Source organism: Butyricicoccus sp. (genome assembly GCF_050872565.1).
GTDB lineage: Bacteria > Bacillota > Clostridia > Oscillospirales > Butyricicoccaceae > Butyricicoccus_A.
Window position 1 is genome coordinate 1 of the sequence record NZ_JBNMHC010000354.1, and the last position, 2,297, is coordinate 2,297.

The 2,297-nt window shown below is 49.8% G+C and carries 4 protein-coding genes; all 4 read left to right on the top strand.

Translation table 11 applies throughout. The annotated features are described in order from the left end of the window. Window positions 1–573 (top strand): YggS family pyridoxal phosphate-dependent enzyme (locus ACR0P9_RS11265; RefSeq protein WP_432620194.1); only part of this gene is annotated, 573 nt, incomplete at its 5' end. Window positions 574–608: 35 nt separating this feature from the next. Next, the gene (locus ACR0P9_RS11270) at window positions 609–1,103 is read left to right on the top strand and encodes a cell division protein SepF (protein ID WP_432620196.1); all 495 of its coding nucleotides are present in this window, start codon (window positions 609–611) and stop codon (window positions 1,101–1,103) included. A gap of 31 nt (window positions 1,104–1,134) precedes the next feature. Next, window positions 1,135–1,398: a YggT family protein gene (locus tag ACR0P9_RS11275; RefSeq protein WP_432620198.1), complete on the top strand. Its 264-nt coding sequence runs from the start codon at window positions 1,135–1,137 to the stop codon at window positions 1,396–1,398. Window positions 1,399–1,485: 87 nt separating this feature from the next. Further along, window positions 1,486–2,229 carry a DivIVA domain-containing protein gene (locus ACR0P9_RS11280; RefSeq protein ID WP_432620200.1) on the top strand — a complete coding sequence of 248 codons (744 nt, stop codon included), beginning with the start codon at window positions 1,486–1,488 and terminating at the stop codon, window positions 2,227–2,229. Window positions 2,230–2,297 lie beyond the last annotated feature (68 nt).

Genomic DNA, 2,297 nt, shown 5'->3' on the forward strand with positions numbered 1-2,297 from the left:
CGCGTCCGCGCTGCCATTGAGGCAGGCGTGGATGTCTGCGGCGAGAACCGCGTGCAAGAGCTGCTGGAAAAGTACGAGCAACATGCTTATGATGGAAAGCCGCTGCATTTCATTGGCACCTTACAGACGAACAAAGTCAAGTATCTGATTGGCAAGGTATCTATGATTGAATCGGTCAGCTCGGTGAAGCTGGCAAAGGTGATTGACAAGGAAGCTGCCAAGGCTGGAATCTGTCAGGATATTCTGCTGGAGCTGAATATCGGCAGAGAAGAAAGCAAGCTGGGCATTGATCCGGATGAGATTGATTCTGTGATCGAACAGGTTGCTCAACTGGAGCATGTTCATGTGCGCGGACTGATGGCAATTCCACCAAAACCGCAGCCAAATCAAGAAAAAACTCTTTATTTTGACAGAATGTCTCAACTATTTATTGACATATCGGCAAAAAAATACGATAATATCACCATGGACTGCTTGTCGATGGGAATGAGTGCCGATTATTGTGAGGCAATTTCCTGTGGGGCAACGATTGTCCGGCTGGGCACGGCATTGTTCGGCGCCCGCCATTACTGAGAAATTAGATTTGTTCCATTCGGGAGGAAACAGAAATGGGTTTAGTAAACGACTTCAAACGCTGGGTCAGCGGAGAGGTAGATGACGAGGACGACTTTGACATGGACGAAGGTCCTGTAGAAGAGCCGAGAGCCAGAGAGGCTGCTTCCTACTACCATGAACCAGCAAGAACGTCTGTTCCATCTGAGGCACGGCATAATCCGCAGGTTGAACCACGCAGAAATAATCAAGTGGTGAATATTAGCGCAACAACCAAGCTGGCTGTTGTTTTGGTGAAGGCAGATCAGTTTAACAATGTAGCAGACATCGCAGATCATCTGAAGAATAAAATGACCGTTGTCCTCAATCTGGAGACAACGGACAAGGAAACATCCAAGCGCATGTTGGATTTCATGAGCGGCGTTACATATGCCATTGAAGGCAAGATCAAGCGCGTGGCAAACGGCACATACTTGATTACTCCGCTGGATGTGGAAATTGTCGGCGATGATTTGATTAGCGAACTGGAAAACAGCGGAATGAAATTCTGATGTCTTCCGGCCGAGAGGTATGGGTTTCAGTATGATTCTTGCAAGCATTACGATTCGGATACTCAGGATATTGCAGTTTCTCGTTATTGCTCGGGCGCTGTGCTCGTGGTTTCCGCAGGTACAGCGATCCGCAGTCGGAGAGTTTCTGTACACCGTGACGGAGCCGATGCTCGCACCATGCCGCAGCTTGCTCAGCAGCTTTCAGTCCGGACGAGGGATGATGTTGGATTTTTCGCCGGTGATTGTTTTGCTGCTTCTGGAATTTGCGGAACGGCTGGTCTATGCGCTGCTGTAACGTGCAAGGTTTCGTGGGATTCGTCCGGCCGGGTTTATCCCGGCCATTTTCCGGTTTTTATCGGTTGTTTGATTTCAGGGAGGTAACATGTTAGGTTCAAAGGAAATCCGGGATTTTACGCCGGAGAAAGCGGTATTTGGCGGCTATGATACCAGAAGCGTTGATATGATGCTGGATCAGGCGGCGGATGACATGGAGGCTCTGGAACGGGAAAATGCAGAACTGCGGGCGAAGCTCAAGGTCATGGTGGACAAGATTGAAGAATATCGCCGCATTGAGAGCGGCATTCGACAGGCACTGATGACCGCACAGGGCATGGCGGACAAAACGAAAAAAGAAGCGAGCGAACAGGCTGACCAGACGAGAAATCAAGCGCTGGAAGAGGCTGAACAGCTCAAACGAGAGACCAAAGAACAGTGCGAAGCCATTGTCAGACGGTATCAGGTGCAAGCTTCTCAGGAGCAGGCGCGTCTGCGGCTGGCACAGAAGGAAGCAGCTTCCTTCATTGAAAAGATGACACGTGCCTTTCGGGAAGAGAGCGAGAAAATCGCAGCGATTCCGCAGAAAGAGGGCGTAGAATTTACATCTATCTCAGACCACACCGTGTACAGCGAGGCGACGAGCGAGACGATTGAAGGTCGGGTAGAGGGTCCGGCGGAGTTGAAGATTCCCAAGCCGTCGGAAGAAAATCCGGGGACAGATATTCCCACGGATATTTTAAAGATTTTTGCTGATGCCAAACACACATCTCATTTGGATGGAATGGAACAGACTGCGTATACCGTAGAGGTAAGCGGATCGCAGGACGGCAGCAATTTTGATGGAGAATAAACAGCCACGGCTGTTTAGGATAGAATCCCGTCAATCTGGCGGGACGGCGTTGATTCAAAAAAGAGGAC

Bases quoted from the DNA above. Each gene is read 5' to 3' on its own strand.
- ACR0P9_RS11270 (WP_432620196.1), top strand. From the start codon at position 609: ATGGGTTTAGTAAACGACTTCAAACGCTGGGTCAGCGGAGAGGTAGAT.
- ACR0P9_RS11275 (WP_432620198.1), top strand. From the start codon at position 1,135: ATGATTCTTGCAAGCATTACGATTCGGATACTCAGGATATTGCAGTTT.
- ACR0P9_RS11280 (WP_432620200.1), top strand. From the start codon at position 1,486: ATGTTAGGTTCAAAGGAAATCCGGGATTTTACGCCGGAGAAAGCGGTA.